Source organism: Neochlamydia sp. AcF84, assembly GCF_011087585.1.
Lineage (GTDB): Bacteria > Chlamydiota > Chlamydiia > Chlamydiales > Parachlamydiaceae > Neochlamydia.
On the sequence record NZ_VJOT01000054.1, the window covers coordinates 38,093 to 64,312 of the forward strand.

At 38.6% G+C, this 26,220-nt stretch carries 24 protein-coding genes; 11 read left to right on the forward strand and 13 right to left on the reverse strand.

What is annotated here, in order from left to right; genetic code table 11:
• Nucleotides 1-189 precede the first annotated feature (189 nt).
• The 4 genes from NEOC84_RS06300 to glmM all read right to left on the reverse strand — a co-directional run bounded on the left by NEOC84_RS06300 (nucleotide 190) and on the right by glmM (nucleotide 5,988).
• Complete coding sequence (locus NEOC84_RS06300) at nucleotides 190-1,575, reverse strand: F-box-like domain-containing protein (protein ID WP_166156827.1); 1,386 nt, start codon at nucleotides 1,573-1,575, stop codon at nucleotides 190-192.
• A gap of 80 nt (nucleotides 1,576-1,655) precedes the next feature.
• Nucleotides 1,656-1,949: an F-box protein gene (locus NEOC84_RS06305; RefSeq protein ID WP_347566660.1), complete on the reverse strand. Its 294-nt coding sequence runs from the start codon at nucleotides 1,947-1,949 to the stop codon at nucleotides 1,656-1,658.
• 820 nt (nucleotides 1,950-2,769) lie between these two features.
• Nucleotides 2,770-4,599 carry a glutamine--fructose-6-phosphate transaminase (isomerizing) gene (glmS, locus tag NEOC84_RS06315; RefSeq protein WP_166156833.1) on the reverse strand — a complete coding sequence of 610 codons (1,830 nt, stop codon included), beginning with the start codon at nucleotides 4,597-4,599 and terminating at the stop codon, nucleotides 2,770-2,772.
• Nucleotides 4,600-4,620: 21 nt separating this feature from the next.
• Nucleotides 4,621-5,988 (reverse strand): phosphoglucosamine mutase, encoded by a 1,368-nt coding sequence (gene glmM, locus NEOC84_RS06320; protein ID WP_166156836.1) that lies wholly within the window; start codon nucleotides 5,986-5,988, stop codon nucleotides 4,621-4,623.
• Between the two features lie 365 nt (nucleotides 5,989-6,353).
• Here glmM and pcnB point away from each other — a divergent pair, with 365 nt between their 5' ends.
• The 7 genes from pcnB to umuD all read left to right on the forward strand — a co-directional run bounded on the left by pcnB (nucleotide 6,354) and on the right by umuD (nucleotide 12,434).
• The gene (gene pcnB, locus NEOC84_RS06325) at nucleotides 6,354-7,643 is read left to right on the forward strand and encodes a polynucleotide adenylyltransferase PcnB (RefSeq protein WP_166156840.1); all 1,290 of its coding nucleotides are present in this window, start codon (nucleotides 6,354-6,356) and stop codon (nucleotides 7,641-7,643) included.
• Between the two features lie 5 nt (nucleotides 7,644-7,648).
• The gene (locus NEOC84_RS06330; protein WP_166156843.1) at nucleotides 7,649-8,392 is read left to right on the forward strand and encodes a prolyl oligopeptidase family serine peptidase; all 744 of its coding nucleotides are present in this window, start codon (nucleotides 7,649-7,651) and stop codon (nucleotides 8,390-8,392) included.
• A 212-nt stretch (nucleotides 8,393-8,604) separates the two neighbouring features.
• On the forward strand, nucleotides 8,605-9,321 hold the full coding sequence (locus tag NEOC84_RS06335) for a glycosyltransferase (RefSeq protein ID WP_166156846.1): 717 nt from the start codon (nucleotides 8,605-8,607) through the stop codon (nucleotides 9,319-9,321).
• Nucleotides 9,318-10,013: a lipid-A-disaccharide synthase N-terminal domain-containing protein gene (locus NEOC84_RS06340; RefSeq protein WP_166156849.1), complete on the forward strand. Its 696-nt coding sequence runs from the start codon at nucleotides 9,318-9,320 to the stop codon at nucleotides 10,011-10,013. Before NEOC84_RS06335 ends, NEOC84_RS06340 begins: the two co-directional genes overlap by 4 nt.
• Complete coding sequence (lpxB, locus tag NEOC84_RS06345; protein WP_166156852.1) at nucleotides 10,013-11,176, forward strand: lipid-A-disaccharide synthase; 1,164 nt, start codon at nucleotides 10,013-10,015, stop codon at nucleotides 11,174-11,176. The genes NEOC84_RS06340 and lpxB overlap by 1 nt, the downstream gene beginning before the upstream one ends.
• Nucleotides 11,173-11,856: a lysophospholipid acyltransferase family protein gene (locus NEOC84_RS06350; protein ID WP_166156855.1), complete on the forward strand. Its 684-nt coding sequence runs from the start codon at nucleotides 11,173-11,175 to the stop codon at nucleotides 11,854-11,856. The genes lpxB and NEOC84_RS06350 overlap by 4 nt, the downstream gene beginning before the upstream one ends.
• A gap of 119 nt (nucleotides 11,857-11,975) precedes the next feature.
• Entirely contained in the window at nucleotides 11,976-12,434 is a 459-nt protein-coding gene (gene umuD, locus NEOC84_RS06355; RefSeq protein ID WP_166156858.1) for a translesion error-prone DNA polymerase V autoproteolytic subunit, read from the forward strand.
• 144 nt (nucleotides 12,435-12,578) lie between these two features.
• On the opposite strand, the gene plsX is transcribed toward umuD, so the two are convergent.
• Genes plsX through NEOC84_RS06370 form a run of 3 tightly spaced genes read right to left on the reverse strand, consistent with a single transcriptional unit; the run spans nucleotide 12,579 to nucleotide 14,294 of the window.
• Entirely contained in the window at nucleotides 12,579-13,595 is a 1,017-nt protein-coding gene (plsX, locus tag NEOC84_RS06360; protein ID WP_166156861.1) for a phosphate acyltransferase PlsX, read from the reverse strand.
• 20 nt (nucleotides 13,596-13,615) lie between these two features.
• The gene (gene rpmF, locus NEOC84_RS06365) at nucleotides 13,616-13,795 is read right to left on the reverse strand and encodes a 50S ribosomal protein L32 (RefSeq protein WP_039386081.1); all 180 of its coding nucleotides are present in this window, start codon (nucleotides 13,793-13,795) and stop codon (nucleotides 13,616-13,618) included.
• Nucleotides 13,796-13,826: 31 nt separating this feature from the next.
• Nucleotides 13,827-14,294 carry a hypothetical protein gene (locus NEOC84_RS06370; RefSeq protein WP_166156864.1) on the reverse strand — a complete coding sequence of 156 codons (468 nt, stop codon included), beginning with the start codon at nucleotides 14,292-14,294 and terminating at the stop codon, nucleotides 13,827-13,829.
• Between the two features lie 531 nt (nucleotides 14,295-14,825).
• Here NEOC84_RS06370 and NEOC84_RS06375 point away from each other — a divergent pair.
• Entirely contained in the window at nucleotides 14,826-16,364 is a 1,539-nt protein-coding gene (locus NEOC84_RS06375; RefSeq protein ID WP_166156867.1) for an Rne/Rng family ribonuclease, read from the forward strand.
• A 17-nt stretch (nucleotides 16,365-16,381) separates the two neighbouring features.
• On the forward strand, nucleotides 16,382-17,404 hold the full coding sequence (locus NEOC84_RS06380) for a 1-acyl-sn-glycerol-3-phosphate acyltransferase (protein ID WP_242678219.1): 1,023 nt from the start codon (nucleotides 16,382-16,384) through the stop codon (nucleotides 17,402-17,404).
• Nucleotides 17,405-17,610: 206 nt separating this feature from the next.
• On the opposite strand, the gene NEOC84_RS06385 is transcribed toward NEOC84_RS06380, so the two are convergent.
• On the reverse strand, nucleotides 17,611-20,571 hold the full coding sequence (locus NEOC84_RS06385; RefSeq protein WP_166156873.1) for an insulinase family protein: 2,961 nt from the start codon (nucleotides 20,569-20,571) through the stop codon (nucleotides 17,611-17,613).
• A 241-nt stretch (nucleotides 20,572-20,812) separates the two neighbouring features.
• Between NEOC84_RS06385 and serS the strand changes: the two genes are divergently transcribed.
• Both serS and NEOC84_RS06395 read left to right on the forward strand, forming a co-directional pair.
• Nucleotides 20,813-22,102, forward strand: a complete 1,290-nt coding sequence (serS, locus tag NEOC84_RS06390) for a serine--tRNA ligase (protein WP_166156876.1) — start codon at nucleotides 20,813-20,815, stop codon at nucleotides 22,100-22,102.
• 292 nt (nucleotides 22,103-22,394) lie between these two features.
• Nucleotides 22,395-23,672, forward strand: a complete 1,278-nt coding sequence (locus NEOC84_RS06395) for a M18 family aminopeptidase (protein ID WP_166156879.1) — start codon at nucleotides 22,395-22,397, stop codon at nucleotides 23,670-23,672.
• Between the two features lie 437 nt (nucleotides 23,673-24,109).
• Here the strand turns inward: NEOC84_RS06395 and NEOC84_RS06400 are convergent, their stop codons facing one another.
• The 5 genes from NEOC84_RS06400 to NEOC84_RS06425 form a co-directional block, all read right to left on the reverse strand.
• Nucleotides 24,110-24,598, reverse strand: a complete 489-nt coding sequence (locus NEOC84_RS06400; protein ID WP_166156882.1) for a transposase — start codon at nucleotides 24,596-24,598, stop codon at nucleotides 24,110-24,112.
• Nucleotides 24,599-24,773: 175 nt separating this feature from the next.
• Nucleotides 24,774-25,148: a helix-turn-helix domain-containing protein gene (locus NEOC84_RS06410; RefSeq protein ID WP_166156885.1), complete on the reverse strand. Its 375-nt coding sequence runs from the start codon at nucleotides 25,146-25,148 to the stop codon at nucleotides 24,774-24,776.
• 189 nt (nucleotides 25,149-25,337) lie between these two features.
• Nucleotides 25,338-25,496: a hypothetical protein gene (locus tag NEOC84_RS06415; protein ID WP_166156888.1), complete on the reverse strand. Its 159-nt coding sequence runs from the start codon at nucleotides 25,494-25,496 to the stop codon at nucleotides 25,338-25,340.
• Nucleotides 25,489-26,043, reverse strand: coding sequence for an IS630 family transposase (locus tag NEOC84_RS06420; RefSeq protein WP_166156897.1), 555 nt, complete (start codon nucleotides 26,041-26,043; stop codon nucleotides 25,489-25,491). The genes NEOC84_RS06415 and NEOC84_RS06420 overlap by 8 nt, the downstream gene beginning before the upstream one ends.
• Nucleotides 26,019-26,220: winged helix-turn-helix domain-containing protein (locus tag NEOC84_RS06425; protein WP_166156891.1), on the reverse strand; the 202-nt coding region annotated here is incomplete at its 5' end. The genes NEOC84_RS06420 and NEOC84_RS06425, both read right to left, overlap by 25 nt.

Genomic DNA, 26,220 nt, shown 5'->3' on the forward strand with positions numbered 1-26,220 from the left:
TGACCCCTCTTCTTTCGCTAAGCTCGAAGAATCTAGACATTTTATAGATGAGCAGCTTCAATCAACTTCTCAACTTACCGAGAAGCTTAGCCAAGAAATAATGCAAGGAAAATATTCCTCTTATCGCTCTTATGAACAGTTGCAATCTATTTTAATTAGCCAAACGCTTCAGGTAAACAAATAGCTTTCCTAAGCATCGGGAGGAGCGACTAAAACAGGCTCCTTTCCTTGTAAATGAGCAAAGTCCCATAGATGCAGCCATCCATGTTCATCACAAAAGAGTAGTTTGCGGCCATCGTAGCTAGCATGGATAGTATTAGAATCTACCAATGGATATTCTCTAGGCGGCAAAGGCCAGAATGCTCCGCAACACTCTATAATAGGAGTATGTTGATAAAGTTTGAAGCATTTGAATTCAGGATGAAAAGTAGAGGCAAGGAAATAGTTTTCATCTAAGGCAAGAAAACGCACAGGCGCTAAGCAGCCTAGATTTGATTGAGTTAAAAAATTTCCATCATCAAAATTATAAGTTAAAACAAAACCTATACTTAGTCCTACTGCTAAGCGCTTGCCATCATAACTACAGGTTGTTAGAACTGACTTCGTGTCCCAACGTTTTTCCATAGGTCGAGGTTCCAAGGTAAATTCTACCTTTTTTTTCCCATTAGAAGCATCCCATACATGGCCTCTTCTGTGTAAATCATTTTCACATAAAACAATGACGCGCTCTTCATCAAACTGGCAGAGTTCTTGATTAAGAGGAATTTTAAAAGTGCCTTCCAATGCTATCAAGTTCATAGAAAAAGAGTTTTCTATATCCTTAATAAAGTGAAGGCTACCATCTAGACAGTGGATTAAAGCTTGATTATTTCGGCAGAGGATAAAACTGATCGGTGCACAGGTGCTTTTATGGTAGCTTAAGCCTGTGCGTACATCCACAATTTTAAATTGCGTTTGATGAGGATTAACTAAAAATAAATGGTTTTGAGCCAAGTAAGCATTTTCAAAGTTTCCAAGGTAACAGAGAGAAGTTTGGGGAAAAGCCTCATTAACTTTCCAACGATAGAGCTGCCCCTCTTGCGTCACTTGAATAATATGGCCTTCTTGATAATGAATCAGGCGAGAACTTTCCTCTTTTACATTCTCATATACTAGCTGACAACTTTTTTCGCCCAGATGATAGATTTGCGCTGTACCTGCTGTAGCTTTTATAAAAGCGAATTGTTTTTCTCTTTTAAGTGCAAGAATTTTTCCTGAAAAATTAGGTAATTTGTAAATAGTCTGTTTGCATTCATTTTTTGAATGCTCGCCTTTCGTTAGCCTCATCGTTTGCGCCATCTGCACTCTTTTCTTATAGATTTTTCGCCAGTTTTTCCCTGGAGAAGAAGAATAGCTAAGGTTTTTCCAGCGTCGTTGGCAAATAGGCCGCCATAAAGAAGGATCTTGGGTCATTCGCTGCCAATGTTTATTAACAAGGGCTGCCATCGGTAAATCTTTTTCATCTAGAAGACTAAGAATCTTTAATTGCACTTCTTCAGGTATTCTTATATGAGGAATTAAAGAAAGCGGGGTCACGTTATTTACCATAACTTTAAATTTGTTTTTATTTATTATAAAATACTAGCGATTTAATAGTTAAAGTTCAATAGAACATTTCAAACATTAAATAATCTAGACCCATCAAAAAAATTTGAATATTCGCCTTTCGTTAGCCTCATCGTTTTTGACATCCGCACTCTTTTCTTACAGATTTTTCGCCAGTTTTTTCCTGGGAAAGAAGAGTGGCTAAGGTTTTTCCAGCGTCGTTGGCAAATAGGCCGCCATAAAGAAAGATCTTGGGTCATTCGCTGCCAATGTTTATTAACAAGGGCTGCCATCGTTAATTCTTTTTCATCTAGAAAGCTAAAAATTTTTAATTGCACTTCTTCAGGTATTCTTATATTAGGAATTAAAGAAAATAGGTCATATTATTTACCATAAATTAAAATTTTTTGATTTATTGTAAAGATATAGTCTTTCATTTTCTAAAATTCAATAGCCTACTTTAAATATCAACTGATTCATGCCCAATCCATTGCTTTTTTGAAGGAAAATTGTTTATATTAATGAACGATTATTTTAGCCACACTTTGCCAAAATTTGCTTTATAAGTTCTGACCGATTAATCGATTTTTATAGTAGGCAGCTTAGCCAAGCGCGAAAAAAACAAAAAAACATTCTGGCTTTGCAATTTCTTTATCCCTTGATCCTTCTTCTTCCACTAGGTTTGAAGAATCCAGGCATTTTATAGCCAATCAAATTCAAGCAACTTCGCGCAACTCACCGAGCTAATCAAAAAAGTTTATCAGGGAGATTACATTCATAAGCTTAAAGAACCGTTTAGAAGCTTATTTAATGATTTAAATGATAATAAGCAAACAGACAGCGAGGAACTGTCCGCATGGGTGTTAAATACAGTTAGACATAAAGCCACAGGATATTGCAAATTTGGAAAGACTTTACTAAATTGGGAAGGAAACATATTGAATGATTTTAATAAGAGAGTAAGGGGTGTGGAAGGAGTTAACAAAAAAATTAAGCTTATTAAAAGAAAAGCCTATGGTTTTGGGAATTCTGAAAAATTTGGAATAAAAACAATAAATTCTTTTTTTATTAAATTTTTTTACTATAAAAGCTTTCGAAGAGCCAAGAAAATTAAATTTTAAGATGTAAAAATAATTTAATACTAGCTTAAATAGGCTTCAAGAAGGTAGCCACAAAGGCTTTCGATTATTCAACAGTAACCGATTTAGCTAGATTACGGGGCTGATCAATATCTGTCCCTCTTTCTCGTGCAATATAATAAGCTAGTAATTGATTAACTACAGTAACCGGAATGCTCGCTAGTTCATCCATCGTAGGGGGTATGCGTATAATATCATCCGCTACTCCTTTCAAGCTATCTTCCCCTTCTTCAGCAATAGCTATGATAGGGCCTTTACGCGCCTTTACTTCCATCAAATTGCTCAATAGCTTACCGTAGGTAGTTTTATTAGGACAAAGAGCTACGGTAGGACAATGGCTATTAATTAAAGCAATAGGTCCGTGCTTTATTTCTCCTGCTGGATAACCGTTGGCATTAATGTAGGAAATTTCTTTCAGCTTAAGAGCTCCTTCTAAAGCTGTAGGATACATATAGCGCCGCCCCAGAAAGAAAAAATTTTCATACTGAGCATATTTTTTAGCGACGTTTTCTATATAATAAGCATTATCCAATACTAACTGAATTTGCTCGGGTAAAACCCGTAAAGCTTTTAAAAATTCTTGCCCCTCATTTTTTCCTAGATGCCGCATCCTAGCCATCCTTAAGGTCAATAAAGCAAGTACAACTAATTGACTTGTGAAGGCTTTAGTGGAACACACACCAATTTCAGGACCGCACTTTAAAAAAAGAGTTGCATCTGCCTCTCTTGCCAATGTGGAACCTGCGACATTACAGAGTGCGATTACTTTTCCACCTTTAGCTTTAATCTCTCTGACGGCTGCTATAGTATCTGCTGTTTCTCCAGATTGGCTGATGGCAATTACTAAAGTATGGGGAAGAATTATAGGATTTTTATAACGAAATTCAGACGAAATTTCCACTTCAACAGGGATACGTGCTTTTTCCTCGATCATGTAAGAAGCCGCATAACCAGCATTCCATGAGGTGCCACAGCCTAAAATTAAAATGCGCTGGGCGGCTAAAAGTTCTGTCAGATCCAGCTCTAACTCCGCAAAAACTGCTGTGCCATATTCCTCGGAAAAACGTCCTTCCAGGGCGTTGAAGATGGCCTGAGGCTGCTCGTTAATTTCCTTAAGAGTATAATGTTCAAAATGGCCTTTATGAGCATCACTAGCTGTTACAGGCAAGCGTTCAATCTTTTTTTCAACCTCATCTCCTGCAGAATTGTATATCCTTACCTCTTTATGGCTAACCACCGCGATTTCAGAGTTAGTTAGATAAACCACATCCTGAGTAAAATTTAAAAAAGCATTAGAGTCTGAAGAAATAAAAACTTCATTGTTACCTATACCCATCACTAGAGGACATTCTTGAGCGATAGCAATGATTTGATGGGGATGATCTTTATGAATAATTGCAAGAGCAAAAGCTCCTTTTAGCAAATGTGAGGCTTGCTGAACAGCCTGTAGAAAATCCCCTTGGTAAAAGCTACCAATTAGATGAGCAACCACTTCGGTATCTGTCTCAGAAACAAAGCGAGCCCCTTTTTTAATCAAATCTTGCTTTAAGCTCTCATGATTTTCAATAATTCCATTATGCACAACAGCCAAGGAATGTGACGTATCAAAATGGGGATGAGCATTAATCTTGCTAGGCACTCCATGGGTAGCCCAACGTGTTTGCGCAATCGCAGCGTCTGCTAAACAAAAATTACAAGCTTGCAGCTCTTTCTCCAGAGCCGATATTTTGCCTAGTTCTTTGCAAGATGCAATCCGTCCCTCTTTGATACCCGCAACGCCCGCGGAGTCATAGCCACGGTATTCAATTTTCTTTAGTCCCTCTAAAGCTATTTCAAGCGAGTTTCTAAAACCTATATAAGCAAATATTCCGCACATAAATCATTCCTTTGAAGTCGGCTAAGAAAATCCTATTTCATCTTTAATGCTGTTGCTGATCGTAAGCGCCATTTGCTGCACTTGTTTTAACTTAGGACCTTCTACCATTACTCGGCAAATATTTTCTGTGCCTGAATAGCGTACTAATACGCGACCTGCATCACCCAGCATTTTTTCCACATTAGCGATAGTTTCTTGCACATTTTTAAGATCATTTAAAGGAGGTTTGGACTGAATACTTACATTAATGCAAGATTGAGGATAACGTTGCACAATTAAAGCTAAATCCGACAGCTTAGAATCGGTCTCTATCATGATACGCAAAACTTGTAGGGCACAAACTAGTCCATCACCAGTCGTATTATGGTCTAAGAAGATCATATGCCCACTTTGCTCCCCACCTAGATTAGCCTCATGCTTCAACATATCTTGAAGGACATAACGATCTCCTACCTGCGAGCAAACTACTTCTATTTGTTCAGCTTTCATAGCCTTGATAAAGCCAAAATTTGACATCACAGTCGCTATCACTTTGTTATTCTTGAGAAGCCCTTGTTTTTTTAAGTCCCGTGCACAAATTGCTAATATAGTATCTCCATCTACAATCTGCGCATTCTCATCCACCATAATCACGCGATCTGCATCCCCGTCTAAGGCTATGCCTACATCTGCCCGATGATCGATCACAGCTTTTTGCACAGTTTCAGGATGTAAAGAGCCACAACCATCATTAATATTTAGACCATTCGGGCTATTACCATACACAAATACCTGGGCATCAAGCTCTCTAAATACTAAAGGTGCCACTTTATAACCTGCACCATTCGCACAATCTAAAGCAATTTTTAAATTTTTAAGAGATGAGCGACGAGGAAAGGTGGCTTTTACAAATTCTATATACCGTCCATCTGCATCGTTAATTTTGCTATTTTTTCCTATATCAAACTCAAGAGGGAGGCTATCTTCAAAACTATTCGTAGTAATCAATTCTTCCATTTCAGCTTCCCAAGCATCAGGTAATTTAAAGCCTTCGGAAGAGAAAAACTTAATTCCATTGTCATAATAAGAATTATGAGAAGCTGAAATAACAATGCCAGCATCTGCACGGTAAGCTCTTGTAATAAAAGCTACCCCTGGAGTAGGGAGAGGCCCTACCATCAAGGTATCTACTCCCATGGAGCACAAACCAGCTATTAAAGCATTTTCAAACATGTAGCAAGATAGACGCGTATCTTTGCCAATAACTACCCTATGTTTACCATTGTGACGTCGAAAAATCTTGCCTGCTGCTCGGCCCAAAGCTAAGGCAATCTCTACTGTCATAGGAGTATAATTTGCACGTCCCCGCACCCCGTCTGTTCCAAAGACTTTCGTCCTTTTCTTTGTCATCAACCTCTCCCTAAAACTATAAATTAATCAAAAATCTAGACGGCAATCAAGAAAAATGATAGGTGAGTATATACATTTTTCCATTTATCCTACACTTTCTTTGTAATAAAAAGCATGGTAGAGAGAAAAACTGATTTTGAAAATGAGCAGTAAAGGGTTTCAATTCATTTTAGAGTTTTATTAAACGATAAGGTTTGAAGTTGACTTTTGCTGAGGTCTGGCTTAAAATATCATATCATTGAGGGGATGATTTTCTTTGCAAAAGCTTTTTATCACCTTAAGATCTTGCATAAAAGGGCTTGACAAATGAAACAAACTCGACAATCTATTATCTACAAACAGCTGATTAAGGAGAGCTAAAGCCTTTGCAAGCTAAAATTTTTCATGCGACAGATCATGAGATCGAGCATCACTTGATTGATAAAGATGCCCTTTATGTAATCAACCGATTGAAAGAAGCTGGCTTTAAAGCTTATTTAGTAGGTGGGGGTGTCCGTGACCTTCTTATCAAGAAAACCCCTAAAGATTTCGATATCTCTACCTCGGCCAAGCCCGAGCAAATTAAACAGCTTTTCGGCAGAAGCTGCCTTTTGATTGGCCGCCGTTTTCGATTGGCGCATGTACGGTTTGGACCTAAAATCTTAGAGGTAGCCACTTTTCGTTCAGGAGAAAATGATAGTGATCTAATCATTCAAGATAACGTATGGGGCACCCCCGAAGAAGATGTCTTACGCCGCGATTTTACTATTAACGGCTTGTTTTATGATCCTAGTAATCATAGCGTGATTGATTATGTGGGTGGATGGGAAGATATTCATAAAAGAGTTTTAAGGACGATTGGAGAGCCTTCTACCCGTTTCAAGCAGGACCCTGTGCGCATGATCCGCTTATTGAAATTTCAAGCTCGCTACAACTTTACCGTCGTTCCCGAAGTACAAACTGCTCTACTTGCATGCAAAAAGGAGTTAATTAAAAGCTCACCTGCCAGGATTTTGGAAGAGATCTTTCGCATGCTAGAATCAGGTTACTCCTCGCCCTTCTTTCACCTGATGACCCAAGCTGGCCTATTAGAACTTATTTTTCCCTGCCTAGCTCATTTTATTCAAAGTCATCAAGGAAACGAGATTTACCGCTATTTGACAACTGCTGACCAAATCAATCTTTACAGCAAAAAGACTCTAGATCGCTCTCTTTTAACCAGCAATATACTTTTCCCCATCTTAGAACAAGAAATTAAAACCCACTATCTTGACAAAGGGCGTCACCCTCATATGGGCGAGATCATGATGCTTACATCCTCTCTCATTAAGGGATTTGTTACTTCCTCGTTTTCTCATTTTCCTCGCCGTCATAGCGCCGTAATGAATTTTATCCTATCCACGCAATACCGTCTCACACCTTTTTCTGGCAAGCGACATTTACGCACAAAACTAGTTCACAATAAAGAATTTGAAGCTTCACTTATTTTTCTAAAAATTCGTGCTAGCATACAACCCCACCTACAAGAGGCGTATATATACTGGCGAGACCAATACAAAAATGCAAGCCGCCCTCCGCAGGTTAATCGTTATTCACATCCCCCAAAAAAGAGGCGATACGAGCGCCCTCCTCGAACGCAAAAAAAAGATATCAAAGCTTGGGAAAATGAGGAATAGAAGGCATGAAGCGCCAAGAGGTTATAGCTTCTCCTACGAGTTTGCCCATTTATATGCAAGGAGAACCTCTTGCTGCCGGTCCTTTACCCGCTTTCTTTTATTTTGCTCTTTCAGCGAAAGAGAGTCTTTATCAAGAGCCTTACAATCAGCCTGTACTTTTTCTAGAAAAATTTCCTATACGCTGTTATTCGTTTACGCTTCCTTTTCATGGGGAAGGATATGATCCTAATCAGGCGCTAGCCCTATGGACACAGCAATTGGTCACTCATTCGCATTCTTTTCCTCATTTCCTCCAAAGCTGTATAAAAAATATAGATTATCTTATTCAACAAGGTTTTGTAGATGAAGAGAAGATAGCTGTAGGGGGGCTCTCGCGTGGAGGGTTTGTAGCCACCCATTTAGCTGCCCGGGAACCGCGCCTCAAATATGTCCTAGGTTTTGCTCCTATGACTAAAATTTCATCTTTAGAAAAAATAAACAGCCTAGAAAAAAGGTGGGATTTACATAGCCTTATCGATCAGCTAGTCAATAAACAATTTCGCTTTTATATTGGCAATCGCGACAACAGAGTTGGCACCTATGCCTGCTTTGATTTTATCCACCAGCTGGCCGAGGCCGCTTACCAGCAAGGACACCGCTCTCCTGCTATAGAACTAATCATTTCCTCTTCTATAGGTTACAAAGGCCACGGAACCTTACCTGCTACCTTTAAAGAGGGAGCTAAGTGGATTAAAAACAAATTAATTTAGCAAAAGTTTTAACTTTATGACTGCATTTTAAACTCTTTTACAGGCTGCCAAGCATGAAGAGAAAGGCAAATTTAAGGCCAGCATTTTCTATTCCTCTTTTGCTTAATCATGCAAGGTTTGCCTAACTTTAGATCCCTATTAAAAAACCTCTTGTCTAGGTAAATCTTAAGATGATATGATACATCCTTATTCATTTAAAGCCTAAGCTATCCATGACCATTCAATACTCAGTCGTTATCCCTCTTAAAAATGAGGAGGACAATATTGTTGAGCTCATTGAAGAGCTTGAGCCCATCATGCTCGATTTAGAAAAACCTTGGGAGCTTATTTGTGTAGATGATGGCTCTACAGATCAAACACTTGCTCTTTTAACTCACTTATTGCATAAAAAAAATTATCTAAAGGTGCTAGTTTTTAAGGAAAACTATGGACAATCTAGCGCCTTTGCTGCAGGTTTTAAAGCTGCCAAAGGAGAATTCGTAATCACCTTAGATGGAGATCGGCAAAATGATCCTGCAGATATTCCTAAACTGGTGGAAGCGATCAACAATTGTGACTTGGTATGTGGAGTACGTATCAATCGTAAAGATCCTTTATCAAAAAAGCTTATCTCCCTAGTAGCTAACTTGATTCGGCGTTCAATTTGCGAGGATGGCATAAGCGATACAGGTTGTTCTTTGAAGATCTATCGCACCTCTGCTTTGCATAAAATCAAAATGTACAATGGCATGCACCGTTTTCTTCCCGCCCTTTTTAAAATTGAAGGATTGGTAGTACAAGAAGTTGCTGTTAACCATCGCGAGCGTATAAAAGGCAAAACCAAATATAATTTTTTTAATCGATCTTTTAATACGATTGCAGATCTTGCGGCTGTACGCTGGATGAAAAAACGTCAGCTAAAATATCAGATTAATAAAGAATTACCATGAGCGAGCAGTGGCGTGAAATCTTTTATCCCCTAGGATTTATAGCCTCCTTAGCTTTTGGGGCACGCTTTATCATTCAATGGCTTAGAAGCGAAATTTGCAGAAAAAGTGTAGTTACACCTCTTTTTTGGAAGCTATCTCTAATGGGAAACCTTCTTTTACTTGTTCATTCCTTTATCCAGATGCAATTTCATGTCGGCATTGTTCAAGTCATAAATGCTGTTATCTCCTGGCGTAATCTTAATCTTATGAAAGAAAGTTCTCAGCGTCCACCCCTAGCAAAGGTTATAGAAATCATGCTAAGCCTTCTAGTGCTAACGACGCTAGCTTTTTATTTTCAACAACTTTACTTAGCCGAGAATAATTCGGCCTGGTTACGTTTACCTAGTCATGCATGGAGTTCTAATAGCTTGCTCATCCATCCTTCTTGGCATATTGTTGGTTTTATAGGCCTCCTTCTATTCAATTGTCGTTTTTGGATACAATGGTGGCAACTTGAAAAGACTCATACAAGTCAACTCAGCGCTCCATTTTGGTGGATTAGCCTCTTAGGAGCTTTTTTTTCAATCGTTTATTTTATTCGGATCTATGACCCGGTTAATATGATAGGCCCCACACTAGGCATTGTTCCTTATATTCGCAATCTCATGCTTCTCTCTAAGAATCCTAGGAACGAAAAACGTGTGGGGGCTTAATGAAAAGTAACGACAATCTCAAGCCACATCTCTTTATTTTTGCGGGAGAGCCTAGTGGAGATTTGCATGGTGCTCACTTAGTGAAAGTTTTTAAGGAGCTATACCCTAGCTGTTGGTTCAGTGGAGTGGCTGGCCCTGCTTTGCGAGAAGAAGGGATTGTCAACATTATGCCTATGGAAAAATTTGCTGTCATGGGTTTCTCGGATGTCATTAAAGCTTTGCCTAGCCTTTATAAACAATTTTATTATATACGCGACTATGTGTTAAACACTCATCCTGAATTAGTAATTTTCATCGATTATCCAGGCTTTAATTTACGTATGGCTAAGGCTCTGCGCAAAGCAGGATATAAAGGTAAGCTCGTCCATTACATCTGCCCTTCTGTATGGGCTTGGGGCAAAAAGCGTATCCAACATATGGCTAAGACATTAGATATGCTATTAACCATTTATCCTTTTGAAAACGTAAGCTTTAAGCCTACCTCTCTTAAAGTCCAGTATGTGGGCAATCCCCTCCAAGAGTATATTTCCCAATACCTTTACGCCCCTTCTTGGAAAAGTCAATTTTGTTCACCCGAGCATTTGTTGATTTCCATCTTTCCCGGCAGCCGGGAAGCTGAAATCAAAAGTAATCTTTCCAAACAATTAGATGCGGCTCTCCTTTTTCAACAAGAAAATCCTTCCACAACTTTTGGCATCTCTTGTTCTAACGCATCCCTTAAGCCGCTTATTGAAAAAATCCTCAAGAAGCATCGCTTGCTTCATACCTTTATTGTGGATAAAGCCCACACCTACGATTTGATGCGTAATAGTCATAGTGCCATAGCCAAATCTGGGACAGTTACCCTTGAATTAGCACTGCATTGCTGTCCTACAGTGGTTGTTTATCAGCTTTCTAATCTTAATTGGCTAATTGCTAAATTTATAATTAAATTGAATTTACCTTACTACTGCATTGTTAATATACTCAGTGGCCAACGTCTATTTCCCGAGCTTATAGCAGAAGGCTTTACCCCTAAGAAGGTCGCAAAAGAGCTAGAAAACATTCATGCAGGCCCTTTAAGAGCGCGTTGCCTAGAAGGCTGCCAGCAAATTATTGAGCTTTTCCAAGGAGCCCCTGCCAGCCAGAATGCCGCGCATGCCATCCATTCTTTATTATCATGAAAGCTATTAAACGTTATTTTTCTCATTATTTAGTCCCTCGTGTACTTGCTTATGCTGGCAAAACTTTTTTAAAACTCTTACTGATGACTTGTCGCATTCAATTGGAAGGGCTGGAAGAATTTTGTAAACATGCTAAGCAGGGAAATTGTATTCTTATGCTTTGGCATAATCGCTTGATGTTGGTAGCGACTATTTTCCAAACCTATACTCCACAATTTAATTATACGGCCTTCATTAGCCAAAGTCGTGACGGAGAACCCTTAGCATTATTCGCGAATAGTTTTAAAAATGGACGTACTATCCGTGTTAAGCACAATGCCAAGCATGCAGCTTTGAAGGAAATGATCAACAGATTAAAAAATAGTTCAGATATAGTTTTAATTACTCCGGATGGCCCTCGCGGGCCACGTTATCAAGTCAAGCCCGGTCTTGCTTTAGCAGCTAAACAGACAGCTGCTACCGTATTTCCTTTCAGCTGGTCAGCTAACCGCTTATGGCAATTAAAAAGTTGGGATAAAATGATGCTTCCTCAACCTTTTTCCAAAATTTATATGACGATTGGCTCCCCTATCTCCTATCCTGCTCACATTAATCTAGACCATTATTCTCATATGCTCGAAAATGCTCTTATAGATACCGATCAATCAGCTTATCTACAGTTTAGGAATAGGCCTCTATAAATGATGATGAAACATTTTGATTCTTAAGGTGCCAGGCAACTAAAATCTATTGACAACAAGGTCATGATGATTCATAACCATTCATTAAAATAGTTATTTTTTTTAAGAGTAGAAGATTTATGGAAGAGACTAAAGCTATTCAAGTGCCAGCAAGTGAGATTCAAAATATTTTAAAATTTATACAAAATAAATTTTATCGCCTGCCTCTTTACCAGTTTCGCATTAACGCCGGATTTCCTTCCTTAGGTGAAGGAGATATCGAAAAAAGAATTGATTTAAATGAACTTTTGATTAAAGAGCCGGATGTCACTTTCCTTTTAAAGGTGTGTGGAGACTCGATGATCAATGCAGGGATTCATCATAATGATATTATAGTCGTTGATCGAAGCATAGAGCCCTCGGAAGGAAAAATTGTTATCGCTTCTTTAAATGGTGAGTTAACTGTCAAGCGCCTACGTCGAGTAGCGGATAGGCTCACGCTAGTGGCTGAAAACAAAGCTTATGCCCCTATTGAAATCACTGAGGATACGGAATTACGCATCTGGGGAGTGGCAATAAGCGTGATTCACGCTCTTTAGTGGCTACGTTAAAAAGAATAAAGCTTAGCTAAAGACATGAGCGGTAAGATTTTTCAAGCTTTTTTTTAAGCTCTTAATTTCATGACCATTAAGAGCTTTATCAAAAGAAAGCGTTGCCTTATTTTAAACGGGCCAGGCAAATGCTTAATTTAAAGCATCCCTAATTTGCATTAAAAGATTATTTTCAATCATATGGCTTACACCTCTAATGCTATTAAAAAAAGCTTTAGTATTAGAATGTCCATGGCATTTGATGACGAGGCCTTCTACACCACATAAAAGAGCTCCTTGGTATTCGGCATAGTAAAAAAGAGCTTGTAAATACTCTAAAGGCTCATGTAAAGAGCTTAGAGGATAACCATGTTGAGTCTCCCTTAAATATTCAAAAATAAAATCCGCTAGCCCTTCGCTGGTTTTAACAAGAATATTACCTGTAAATCCATCCGTCACTAATACATCTACCTTTCCATAGAAAACTTCTCGCCCTTCTATATTGCCATGAAACTCCATGTAAGGAACACCCTCACTAGAGCGCTGGCAGACATCTTTTAAAAGCTGATAGGCTCTACGAACAACAGAAGTGCCTTTTTTAGATTCAGATCCAATATTCAGCAGCCCAACTTTAGGTGTTTTTATACCGCTCGTGCATTTTTGATAGGCAGCCCCCATGTAAGCATATTTTACCAAATGCTCTGCTTTACAAGAGACATTGCCTCCTACATCCACAATAGCTAAAGAACCATTTTTTGTCGGCAAAACTGCTAATAAGGCAGGTCGTGTGATACCAGGCAATTTGGGCAAAGAAAGAGTAGCACTAGCAACTAAAGCGCCTGTATTACCGGCAGAAACTAGGGCATCTATCTGTTTTTTTTTAAGAAGCTTGATTCCTACAGCAGTCGATGATCTTTTTTTCTGGCGTAGAGCAACCAGAGGATCTTCCCCCATTTCTACAAAATTGGCCACAGGTAAAAAAGTTAAGCGATTAAACTTTTCTGCAGGCAGACTTGCTTTTGCTTTAGCCATATGTTCGTCGATAACGGATTGAGTAGCTAAAGCTATAAGCCTAAGAGAGGGATTTAATTGATTAAGCGCTTGAATAAGAGCATCAAAAATTATCGTTGGCGAGCTATCGCTCCCCATTAAGTCAATCCCGATGCGCAATATTCAAGTTCTCCTTTAAACTAAGCTTTTCGAGCCATAACAACACGCCCATTATATTGTCCACAAGATGGACAAACTACATGCGGCAGCTTAGGAGACTGGCAGTTAGAACAATTAGCTAATTGTTTAGGCTTTTTTGCATGGTGCGCGCGCTTAGAATTTTTGCGGGCATTAGAATGACGGTTACGTGGTACTGCCATGGGGTGTTAACTCCTCATCAAATTATAAAGTTTATAAGTGGGCAAAGGGATGGTACCCTTCATCCTCTGAATTACCGTCGGAAGAATCGCTACCTCGAAAAAATTTATTAAGCTCGCCCCTCTGAGGACATTGGCCGTTATTGCATTCTGCAAAAAAAGGAGCGGTCAACAAAATATTTTCTCTTAGCATCTCCTGAAAGTTGTAAATTCCCGATTTTATTTCTTCTGCCGGCACGGTATGATAAAAATTTTCTAATCTTATCGGTGTTTTTACCGCTTCATTGCAGATTACACACGGGAGAGTAGCAAACGTTTGAATGTCAAAGTGCAAGACCAAATCGTTTTCTGCTAGATAGGCTTCCCCTTCTACAATCACTGGGTCAACAAAGCTTAGCTCTTTTTCATGAATATCTAAAAACTCAGGACTAAGCTTTTCAACAATAGCTTCTGCATGACCATCTCTAAGTTGTTCAATATATATTTTAAATGCTTCGTTCATTCTTAAAATTCTACTCAAAGAGTTGATTTTTATCCAGTAAAAAAGCAAACCTAGCTCCCCTAGACTTGCTAAAGCCTGTCAATTCCACCCGCTTCCGTTTATATTAGCCTAAAAATTACCCTTAAGATTTAATTAATTATTTTTTTAAAAAACTGTAGGAATAATTTCTTATTATCCATTTCCAAGAGAAGCTTGTTAGAATGATCTATCTCGCTCTTTTTTCTAGCTAATAACAGCTTTATCGGCTATGATAGCCCTTTAAATTACGAAAAGTGTAAGGGCTTTTTCAATAGCCTAAATGCTAGGATGTTAATACCATAAAAGTTCAACACATATCCAGGCATTTATTGTCTTTGGTAGATCACTTTGGTAAGCTTATGGCCAGACAAGGATGCCCCTACAGTTTTGCAAAGCTAGCATGTTTTTCATCTATAATCATGAAAGACGCTTAAGATAATGATCTTAGCCTATTGATCTCTAGACATTCCACGTCTTAGCTCCAACACTTTTCGTCCAAAATAGGTAATTACAATGGACGAAATCCTTTTAAATATTGAATCAAAAGAAATCCGCTATGCTCATCTGCGCCACGGCCAGCTACATGACTTGATCGTAGAAAGAAAAAAAGAAAGACAGTTAACAGGCAACATCTACCGGGGCCAAGTTACTAATATTCTTCATAACATTCAATCTGCTTTTATTGATATTAATGAAGGGGAAAACGGTTTTATTCATATCTCTGACATCCTTGAAAACACTAAAAAATTCGAGCAAGTTTATGAGATGGATTTTGATTTAGATTATGACATCAAAACCCTAGATGATAAGCAGCAGCAAAATTTAGATATTGAACAGGTCATGAAAATTGACCAGAATGTTTTAGTGCAAGTGGTCAAAGAGCCTATTGGCTCAAAAGGTGCCCGTTTAACCTCTAACATTTCCATCGCGGGGCGCTATCTAGTCCTGCTTCCCAACTCTATTCACCGGGGTGTTTCTCGTAAAATTGAAGATCGCAATGTACGTGAAAGATTAAAAAAGTTAATTCGTGCTTTTGAAATGCCCAAAGATATGGGTTTAATTTGTCGCACGGCTAGTGCGATTGCCACTCCTGAAATGTTGATTGAAGAAGCTAATGATTTGCTCAACACCTGGAATAATATCATGGAGAACTTTAAAAAATCCAATGAGCCCACGCTTTTATTTGCTGAATCCGATATTATCAAGCGTGCAGTGATCCATGCGGTCGATAAACGGTATGAAAGAATATTGATAGATGATTATAACGTTTATCAAACATGCAAGCGCTTATATAGCCGCTACGCCAATGAACATGCCTTATGCATCGAATATTATCGGGATAAAATTCCGATGTTTGAACGCTTTAATGTAGAGAGAGAAATAGAGAAGACTTTACGCCGTAAAATTTGGTTACCTAGCGGAGGTTATCTCTATTTCGATCGTACCGAGGCCATGCATACGATCGATGTCAATTCCGGCAGAAGCTCTAGTAACAAGACAGACGTAGAAGAATCATTAGTAAGGATCAACTTAGAAGCTACGGAAGAAATTGCGCGTCAATTACGCTTGCGTAACGTGGGAGGATTAGTCATTTGCGATTTTATCGATATGCGTTTACGTAAAAATCAACGCCGAGTTTTAGAACGTCTCAAAGAATTTATGAAAGAGGATTCGGCAAAATGCACAATTTTAGGAATGAGCGAATTTGGTTTAGTTGAGATGACACGCCAACGTAATCGAGGTTCTTTACACCAGACTATTTTCTGCAGCTGTCCTTATTGCGGAGGCAGTGGCCTTGTTAAAACGCACGAAAGCATCTCTATCGAGATTGAGAGAGCCCTTAAAAAAGTAATTGGATGCCACCAGCAGTTTGCTTTAAAACTTATCATTCATCCTGAACTAGAGAAATATCTAAAAGTTATTGACCAACAGTATTTATTTAAGCTGGCCGAAGAATTAAACGCCCACCTTCAAATTGCTACTGATGACAATATGCACATTAACGATTATCATTTCCTATCCACGATCAATAATAAAAAAATAGATGTCTGAGGTTTGGTATGGTCTACATGAAACTGTTGAAAAGCCTAAAAAGCGAGGAAGCCCTTGATTCCAAGCAATATGAAATTCTTGAAGGCTTTTATCTAAGTTTTGCCCAAGCTGTCACTGAAAATAATAAGCCTATGTCAGCTTATGAACCCATTATCACTCAATATCTACAATTTGTCATTCAAGAAAACCAACAACCCTATTCATTTGAGCCTTATCATCGTGCTATTCGCGCTCCCTATGACTACTATCGTCTGGGATTAGAAATGATGCGCCCTCTTATTGTGTTTGCTCATTCTAAAATTCACCACGCTCAACATATTGAAGAAATTGAAACGCATCTAGCTAATCAAGAAAATGTTATATTATTAGCTAATCACCAAATTGAACCTGATCCTCAAGTTATTTGCCTAATGTTAGAAAAAGACCATACTCGTTTGGCAGAGGAAATGATTTTTGTAGCGGGACATCGAGTCATTACAGATCCCTTAGCCATTCCTCTTAGTAAAGGATGTAACTTATTATGTATTTTCTCTAAAAAGCATATTGAGAATCCTCCTGAAAAGAAACAAGCAAAGCTTCTTTATAATCAGCGTGTCATGCATCAAATGAGCCAACTGCTTGCTGAAGGAGGCAAATGTATTTATGTTGCCCCCAGTGGTGGCAGGGACCGTGCCAATATAAATACCGGTCAAGTAGAAATAGCTCCTTTTGATGCTCCTAGTATTGAGATGTTTTGGCTAATGGCTCAGCATTCGGGAAAAAAAACCCATTTTTATCCTTTAAGCTTGTCCACATACGATTTATTACCTCCTCCTCAGAGGGTCGAAAAAGAACTAGGAGAAAGACGCCAAGCAAAATGCGCTCCAGTACACTTATCTTTTGGACAGGAAATAGATATGATTAATTTTCCTGGGAGTCAACATTTAGATAAAAAAGCTAGGCGTATAGCTCGTGCTCAATACATCTGGGAACTTGTTATGCAACAGTATTATCTTGCCAGAAGCTATGCCCCTCCCCACCCTTCACGAACAAGCTCATAGCAAACATCTGATTGATTTCCCTTTATAACTCTAGCAGTGTCCTTCTATCATCTCTAAAGATTTAAAACACTTTTAATACCTTTTAAAGAAACTACGTCTGCATCATCAAAAAAGAAATCAACCTTTTCCCAGGCTGACTCTATCGGTAAAAACAAGCTTTTTACTAAGTATATGATTACATAAAGAGCTGCTCGAAAGCGTATAATTTATTCAAGCTTACGTTCCTTTTCCTCATTTCCCCCGCTAGAGGAAAATGTACTTCTTTGCTTAAATTGAGCAGGTGTATTTATTAAAGTGTAATACAGCCCTTTGGCTTTATCCATAGGCCCCTTTATAAGCAAACCTAGACGGCGTTTATTGCCTTTGCCTATACACGCATGCGCAAAGCTTAGCAGCTCATCATATGTGAGTGCTTTAAGCGCTTGAATGCGTTTATCTATCCAATCAAAACGCCCCTCATATTTGAAGGCTAAGCTATGTAAAAGAGCCCCCATGGATTCCATATTATGGGGAGGTTTCTCAAGCTCTTCTAAAAGCGAATTTTTAATGATATCAAAATTCTTGGGAGTTAAATAATTTTTATCCAATCCTTGTATAAAACTTTCAATAAACAGTTCAAAGCGCGCTAAAAGATCGCGAGGAGCATGAGTGTTAGATTGTACAGCAAATGCTAGAAACAGCTTACGCTCAATCTCTTCGGCTGCACTGGAGACAAGATAACCTGTCTGCTGCCGCGTGCGTAGCTCAGCAAAAAAGGGCTCCTTCATTGCTTTCATCAATATCTGCTGGGCAGCACGTTCTTTAAATGTAAAGCTAGGATTTTGGATAGCTAATAAGGCAGCACTACCTTGGACGGGAATTTTTATTTCCAAAAGAAAAGGGCCTTCCGTTGAAGATAAATCAATTATTTCAGCATGTTTGTGCATTGGCTTGGGATAAGGCGCGCTATCTAAAATTTTGATTAACTTATCTGCATATTCTTTAGCCTGATTTTCGGTGACATTTCCGTAAATCAATCCTTCAACAAAAGACTGCCTAAATAGCGACTGAATATCTTCCTGAAACTTAGCAAAGGAGAGCTTACGTATAGCATTTATTTTCTGCTGTTCTGTAGCATATCTTTTATAGATCGTTTGTTGAAAGAGCTCTTTAGCTCTTTTTAAAGGAGCTTTTTTTGTAAAGTTTTGATAGCGCCTTAGCACTGACTGTTTAAATATTTTAAATGCTTGTTCTGAAAGCTTTAGCTCTTTTAAGTGTTTAAGAATTCCTTCAAATAAAAGAAAAGCATGGTCGTTATAACCATTGATCTTAAAGGCCAGACCATAATCGCTACGTGCTACATTAAAATTTAAGCCTGCCGTGGTGGCCGAATAGCTAAATTTGCTAAGATTTTCTTCGACCGCTTTGACATAAATATCGGCCAGCACAATTTTATCAGCATCCCCTATATCTACTTCAGGAGTTTTAATGTTAAAATTTAAATAAAGTTGAGGAATGAGGAAATGCTGATCTTTTGCATAGTAAATCGTACCATGTTCTGAGTCTTCAATGAGTTGCGGGCAAGGCAGGCGGGGAAGTTTTGTCGCTTTGCTAGGCAAGGCATGAAGCAAATCCAAAGATCGAGGTAAAAAAGGATTAGGAGGAGGCAAAGCAATCTCGACAATAGGGGTAGCAGATGCCCATTCTTGCATTTTAAAGGGATCTACGGTTTGCATTGCATAAGCAACTTGTAGCCACTCTTCTTGATGGGTAGGTTCTACTCCTGTCAGGGAAGGGGGTGCTTGAATCAAAAAACGGCAGTTGGAGGGAGTCAAATAGTCCAAGAGCTTCTGAACATCTGCCTGGCTAAATTTTTGAATCACTTTAGTTTGCTCTGGATAAGTGGCTATATTTTCTCTAACTAAAAGGTCGGCATTTTTCATAGCCGTTGTAAATACATCTTCGCGTTGTTGATATTCATAGTCGAGTAAGTTAATTTGCCTGACCTCATCAAAGATATAGCGAGGAAAAGGCTTCTCTTTCATTAACGCTAGAGTTTGAAAACAACGTAAGATTACTTGATCAACAGATTGAACTCCTTTATCGGTAAGATCCATTTGCACAAACAAAACTAAATTTTTTTCCCCTAAATTAAAAGTGCTGCATCCTAAATTTTCTGCTAATTTTTCCCGTCTCAATTGCGCTAATAAGCTCTCCTTACCTTCATGTCCTAATACCTGGCAAACCAGACGATCAGGGTAAGTGTCTTTCATCTCGGCAAATTCTTGAGGTAAATCCCATACCAACGTTAATTTGCGTATATTCTGGATAGGATTGATATAAAAAAGTTTAGCTTGCATATCAGGATTGTTTAGGTCCATAGCAGGAACATAACAAGCCTTGTGTTTATCAGAGATATCACCAAATTCCTCAACCGTTAACCGTCTCATTTCTTCTAAGGGTAAGTTAGATACAAGCAATAAGCGCATAATATTAGAGCTATAATGCTCATTATACCATGCTTTTAAAATCTCCTGAGAAGCGGATTTTAAAGTTGCAGAATTTCCTATGTTAAAGTGGTAATTAGGATGTTGAGGATTCTGTATATGCTTCATGACCATAACTTCGCGCACATCATCGTTTTCATAGTTTTTAGCATATTCCTGATCAATAGCCTTCAATTCTCGCGAAATCCCCGACACATTAAATAAAGGCGCTTTAAAAAAACTGGCAAAACGATCAAGCGCTTGAGGAAAAGCTTCATTATCGATGGAAAACATATAAGCAGTGTGATCATTAGCAGTAAAAGCATTAGAAAATCCGCCATGCTCTGTGATAAAATGCTGAAATTCTGATTCGTTAGGATACTTTTTTGTCCCTAGGAAAAGCATATGTTCTACAAAATGAGCAAGACCGGGATATTGCTCGGGATCTTGCCAGCTACCTGCTTCTACAACCATAGTTGCAGATGACTGATCAGCTTGAGGATCAGAAATCAAAACGGCTTGCAGACCATTATTAAGCTTGATTTTAAGTACTTGCGTTTGAGAAAAGGTAGGAGTTTTGACTCTCAATGAAGCTTTATCTTCAATCAAGGTGTAGCCCTTATTTTCCACTGCTTGCAGGAAGGGAAGACCTAATAAAAAGCCTAGACATCCTAAGGTAAACATTAAATTGTTGATCTTCATAGCTTTGATGGTAGAAGGTTTACACAAAAAAAACGAATATAGGAGATCTGTCAAAGAGACTCAAGAAAAAACTGAGCAAATGGAAGAGTAGAAAATAAAATTAAAAAAGCTTAAGTTTAAGACCTACGGCTGCTATCCTAGCTAAAGCAGACCTAGCTTGCCTCTTCTCTCCTCTCCTTGCCTTTTAAAGGTTTTACATTTTATAATAAACGAAAAAAAATAATCGAGGATGTTATCCCTTATGCTAGACATTAAGCTCCTGCGCAAAGATGCTAAAGGAATAGAGGCTAAACTAAAAACAAAAGATCCTAGCATCAATTTAACGGTGGTGATGGATTTAGATACGCAATTGCGTACTTTAAAAACCCAATTAGAGACTTTAAAAGCTACCCGCAATGAATTCTCTCAAAAAATTGGAGAAATGCGGCGCTTCAACCAAGATGCTAGCGAAATGGTTAAAGAAGTGGCTTCCATGGCGGATGAGATCCATTCGCTTGAGCATCAATGTCAGCAGGTAGAATACTCTTTTAATTATGAAATTTCTAAGCTTCCTAACCTTCCTATGGAAGATATTAAGGTTTCTTCCGATCCTAAGGATAATGTCATCTTTAAAGAGGTAGGAAACAAAAGAAATTTTGATTTTGCTTTCAAAAATCATGTCGAACTAAACGAAAAATTAAAACTATTTGATTTCGAACGCGGCGCCAAAATTTCCGGATCCGGATGGCCTGTCTATCGAGGTCTAGGTGCTCGCTTAGAGTGGGCACTCATTCAATATATGCTTAGTGTTCAAATTAAAAATGGTTTTGAGCAATGGATACCACCTCTTTTGGTAAGAAAAGAAATTGAGTATGGATCCGGGCAGCTGCCTAAGTTTGAAAATCAACAATTTAAAATCCATGATGAGGATTACCACCTTTATTTGATACCTACTGCAGAAGTTCCTTTAAATGGCCTCCATGCTCAAGAAATTCTAAATTCAGAGGAACTTCCTTTGAAATATACTGCTTACACTCCCTGCTTTCGCCGAGAGGCCGGCGCAGCAGGCTCTAACGAAAGAGGTTTAATTCGCGTCCATCAATTTAATAAAGTAGAAATGTTTTGCTTTTGCTCCCCTGAGCAAAGTCCTCTTCTATTTGAAGAAATGTTAAATAACGCAGAGGAAATTTTGCAAGGACTAGAACTTCACTATCGCATGGCCTTGCTAGTAACTGGAGATATGTCCTACGCTTCGGCTCGTACTGTAGACATTGAAGCTTGGCTGCCAGGCCAGAACCGGTACTATGAAGTCTCTTCTGTATCCAATTGCACAGATTTTCAAGCTAGACGTTCCAATATCCGTTTTCGTTCAGCAAAGGCAGGAAAACCTGAATTTGTTCATACACTCAACGGTTCCGGCTTAGCTACCTCGCGTCTAATGGTTTCTTTGCTCGAAAACAATCAAAATGCGGATGGATCTGTTAATATCCCCAAAGTATTGCAGAGCTACCTAGGAGTAGACAAGCTGGTTCCCCATGAGGATAAAAATTAAAAGCCCAAGCTTCTCATATTTTTTTTATCCGCAGGTAAACTTTTAAGGTTTATACCTTTCAGCCGAGGCTGAGGAAATTTGTGGGGTAGCTTTGCCTTAACCTCCTTGAATGAGGCTATATAGAGTATGACCAGCAATGAAAAAGTTAAGTAAATAATAAAAAAGATTAGAGAGATATAAATTAAAACTTTTATGTTTATTGCTTATCTTTTACTCTTGCTGATAGACCATAGAAAATAAATTTTCTAAAAAGCCAATTTCCCCTAACTTATATAAAAAACGGACTCTCATCATGTCTAACTCGCTTATTGACGATTTAATGCTTTTACTCGATCAAGCTCCCACAGCTTGGCATGCAGTAGATTATATAGGCAGATCTCTTCTTGCTGAAGGATTTAATGAACTGGAAGAAGCCCAAGAGTGGGAACTAGAAAAAGGCAAAGGTTATTTTCTTAAACGTAATGGGTCTTCTATTTGTGCTTTTATCACTCCTCATGAATCGTTCAAAAAAGCCCACCTGATTGCCTCACATACAGACAGCCCTGGCTTCAAATTAAAGCCTAACCCTGAATTTCGCCGCGATAATATGACTATGCTTGCTACCGAAATTTATGGAGCGCCTCTTCTCACCTCCTGGTTTAACCGAGACTTAGGCCTAGCGGGAAGGGTCTTTTTAGCTGGCTCTAACCATGAAATTAAACAAGCGTTAGTCAATATTAATAGCCATCCATTAATCATTCCTCAGCTTGCCATCCACCTTGACCGTGAAGCTAATGAAAGAGGCCCCTATTTTAACAAACAAGAGCATTTTTCAGCCTTGGCCGCTTTAGATGCAGATTCCCAGCAATCATACCTTTTGAAAATATTGGAAGATAACATAAAAGACCCTTTCGAATACATCTTAAGCCATGATTTATTCTTATATCCTTTAGAGAGAGCCAAGCTTATAGGCTCTACAATGCTTAGCGGCTATCGTCTAGATAGCCTGGCTAGCGTGCATGCAGGCATGACAGCCCTTAAAACTAGTCATCCTCAAAAACACATTTTGAACTTAGCTGTCTTTTGGAACAATGAAGAAATAGGCTCGCAAACAGCCCAGGGAGCTGACTCCCCTTTTCTTCTACAGATTTTAGAACGTATAGCCATAGCTTTAAAACTTTCTAGAGAACAATTTTTGAGTCTTTTGCCCCAATCTTTATGTTTATCTGTAGATTTAGCGCATGCCTTGCATCCCAATTATATGGAAAAGCACGATCCGCGCCATGCTCCTTCAATGAATAAAGGCCCTGTAATTAAATACAATGCAAATCAACGGTATGCCAGTGACGCTCAATCTTCAGCTGGTATCGTCCATTTATGCGAAAAGCATGTTATTCCTTATCAATTCTTTTCATGTCGCAATGATATCCCTTGCGGTTCTACCATTGGCCCCCTTCAAGCTTCTCAAACAGGCATTACAACAGTTGATATAGGCTCGCCCCAGCTAAGTATGCACTCTGCTCGTGAGCTTATTGCTACTCAGGATCATCTAGAAATGTGTCGCTTGCTAGCAGCTTTTTTGCAAAGTTAATTTATATGAGTAGAATGAAAAGAATAAGAATAAAAAGGTGTTAGCATAATCATTTTGCTGATACCTTTAATTTTAATGAATAGACCAAAAAATCCATAGTCTTTGCCTTCCTGCAAAATCTTCATCGTGCGCCCTATTGCTCCCGTAGAAAGACTTTAAATGCCCTTAGTTAGATGCTCAAGGGTGATAAAAGAGAGAGGATTCATGTTAAAGCCTCTTTTTAAGCTTTATGCCTACTTTCATTTATTTTTAGGAGTATTCATATATAGAAAAAGCAAAATAGGCAAGCTAGATTTAAAGACAGCTTAGCAGCATACTTAGGCAAGTTAGCAATATAAAAAGCTATTAGAAATTCTTCCTATCTTTTAGCAGAGTGAGCCTTCTACGCTTCGGATGCTATAGGAAGATTATACGCTTTTAAATTACTCCTTACACAATTAGGCATACGATACAGCACATAAACTTTTCATTCTTTTTTCTTGCAGACATACCTTTCTCCAAGAAGCTATTGCCATCTTTTCTAGTTCTTTATAACCACGATAAATACGATTAGACCAAAAATGGCTACGCAAATAATGCCATAAGTTTTCAACAGGATTAAGTTCAGGACTATAAGGAGGTAGAAAGAGCAGGTGAATATTGGAAGGAACTTTCAGCGTTTTACTAGTATGATAGCTAGCTCGGTCTAAAATTAGCAAAGCATGGGAGGAAGCAGGCAGCGATTGGCTAACTTGCTTAAGAAGAATTTCCACTCCTTGGCTATTTAAGAAAGGTAAAATCATTCCTTCTGCTTGCCCTGAACGTGGGCAAACAGCTGTAGCTACATACAGATTTTTATATTCTGTCTGCCTTAAGAGCTTTTGGCCGCGTTCCTTTTTTTGCCCATACCTTAGTAGAGGTGCTTTGTTGCCCAAGCCGTGCTTCATCTTCAAACCAAATTTCGATGTTTTTCTTGGGAAATTGTTTGTTTAAGCTGGTGATGACTTCTGGAATTTTTTTAAAGGCTTCTTTGTCCCTTAGGTTAGCTTTATAATGCTTAAGGACGAGGAACCAAAGGCGTATAGCGGCTGCGACGTAAAATTGTCCAAATTCCTTGCAAGGTTAAGTTTTTACCAAACTCTTTTTTAGAATAGCTTGCAGATCAACTAGGTGGAAAACATTGATGCTTTCGTCAGGTTCAGGCCCTTTATCTACCCTCTGTAAGAAAGCTTTTTCTTGCTCAAACGTTAAAGCTCTTTTTCTTCCTGTTATTACAGGCCTTTTATCTTTCAGGCCCTCTAAATTTTGAGCATTATACCTTCGGATCCATTTTTGAATAGCGCTTGTACAATAACCTAGCGCCTTTCCTATCTGATATGCGCTTTCTCCTTCCATCGCCATCACCACTGCTCTTATTTTACAACTGTAACTGCCATAGGCTTTCTTTTTTGCCATGGCGTTTAATTCCTCTATTGTATGATAAAAAGCTACAAACATGGTTTCCTCCTTTCCAAACCTTTTCTCTCCCTAAATTATCCTCCTTATTTGAATTTAGAAAAAGGCTGTTTGCATTCCCAACAGCTGCTACTTACGGAGTTCGTTTAAATGGTATTATTTATATCCTCAACAACTTCTAAGCTTATCAATTTATTTCTCTAGAAATGGTAAAGATACAAACTTTTCCAGTTATAGCCTAAAACGTTGTTTTATTTCCTCAGGAATACTTTCCAACGGATTTCCAGCGAGTTGAAGAGCTAAATCCTGCGATAGCTGCCCTATTTCTGCAGAAAGAGCGGTAAGCCGGTTGTTATACGCTTTTAAATTACTCCTTACACAATTAGGCATACGATACAGCACATAAACTTTTCATTCTTTTTTCTTGCAGACATACTTTTCTCCAAGAAGCTATTGCCATCTTTTCTAGTTCTTTATAACCCCGATAAATACGATTAGACCAAAAATGGCTACGCAAGTAATGCCATAAGTTTTCAACAGGATTAAGTTCAGGACTATAAGGAGGTAGAAAGAGCAGGTGAATATTGGAAGGAACTTTCAGCGTTTTACTAGTATGATAGCTAGCTCGGTCTAAAATTAGCAAAGCATGGGAAGAAGCAGGCAGCGATTGACCAACTTGCTTAAGAAGAATTTCCACTCCTTGGCTATTTAAGAAAGGTAGAATCATTCCTTCTGCTTGCCCTGAACGTGGGCAAACAGCTGTAGCTACATACAGATTTTTATATTCTGTCTGCCTAGGAGCTTTTGGCCGTGTTCCTTTTTTTGCCCATACCTTAGTAGAGGTGCTTTGTTGCCCAAGCCGTGCTTCATCTTCAAACCAAATTTCGATGTTTTTCTTGGGAAATCGTTTGTTTAAGCTGGTAATGGCTTTTGGAATTTTTTTTTAAAGGCTTCTTGCTCTCTTAAGTTAGCTTTATAATGTTGAGGACGAGGAACCAAAGGTGTATAGCGGCAACGACGTAAGATTGTCCAAATTCCTTGCAAGGTTAAGTTTTTACCAAACTCTTTTTTTAGAATAGCTTGCAGATCAACTAGGTGGAAAACAGCGATGCTG